Consider the following 1,118-nt stretch of genomic DNA (forward strand, 5'->3'; position numbering starts at 1 on the left):
TCTACTCTGAGGAGTTAGTTCGGGATATTGCTAATATTTACCGCGCTGATTTTGAGATATTTGGGTACAAGCCAGAATTGGATTTAGAGTTTACTTCTCAGGCTCCGTATCAACCTTCATTGGCTCAAATAGAAAAAGATCTACTCAAGTGGAGAGATGACTTAAATAAAATCAGAGGTTCATAAAGTTTCAAGCCCAACGGAGATTGTTATAATTTATAGAGTTCCTAAATGAATTGAGGTAAGCCCATAAATGAAAAGTTCTGTAAACTGGAATAATTTAGAAAGCCAGGGAATTGTCAGAGGCTGGATATTACCTGACCAAGGAGGTTTTCATCCCTCTGATATCGTTGTATTAATTAATGGTCAAAAGTTGACATCTGACAAGATTAAACCTAAACGTTTCCAGAGGAATAGTGATAATCTACGGGTGAATTTTTGTTTTGATTTATCTCCCTATAATGTACAAAATGGAGACCAAATACAGTTAGCTTTGAAAGATACAGGAAAAATACTAGGAACCAGTAAATCAGGAAGCAAAGAATCAAACAAATCAGTGACTTATGTTAATTTTGACCAAAAGCTATCTCCCCATGAAATTCGTCAAATATGGCTTCGTCATCAGCCAAAACCTCTATACAATAAATCACTGAATTTAACTTTAATTTTCTGCGCTAAAAGTGCTTGTAGCTTTGGTGTAAAGTGGTTTTTTTACCATGCAGGACTATATCAAGATGTAGAATCCTACCATCGTCATCCTCATAGGTATAGAGCCAAGGTTTTTACCCAAGATCGTAAATACAAAAAACAGATCAGATCCACAAAAGAAATTTTAAATTCCCATATTTTATGTTTAGTTAGAAACCCTTTCTATCGAGCAGTTAGTAGCTACATTCATGCTATTAAAACTGGATATGATGATCCCAAAATCTCGAGATTTTTAGGAAGAAAAATAAGCCGTAAAAATAGTTTTTGTTTTGATGAGTTTGTACAATATTTAAAATCACTGGATATTAGAAATTGCAATATTCACCATAAGCTGCAAGCTCATCCTTTAATTGAGATGGGTATCATCAAACCCCATCTTCTCAAAGTTGAGAACTTATTTAATGATTTTGC

2 protein-coding genes are annotated in these 1,118 nt (G+C 34.1%); both read left to right on the forward strand.

Annotated elements, in window-relative coordinates; genetic code table 11:
* Positions 1 to 185, forward strand: a 185-nt coding sequence (locus tag LKE08_RS00050; RefSeq protein WP_324702156.1) for a hypothetical protein, incomplete at its 5' end; no start/stop codon positions are given.
* 67 nt (positions 186 to 252) lie between these two features.
* Positions 253 to 1,118, forward strand: an 866-nt coding sequence (locus LKE08_RS00055) for a sulfotransferase family 2 domain-containing protein (RefSeq protein ID WP_324702157.1), incomplete at its 3' end; no start/stop codon positions are given.

The sequence above is a fragment of the Lyngbya sp. CCY1209 genome (genome assembly GCF_035615495.1).
Lineage (GTDB): Bacteria > Cyanobacteriota > Cyanobacteriia > Cyanobacteriales > Microcoleaceae > Limnospira.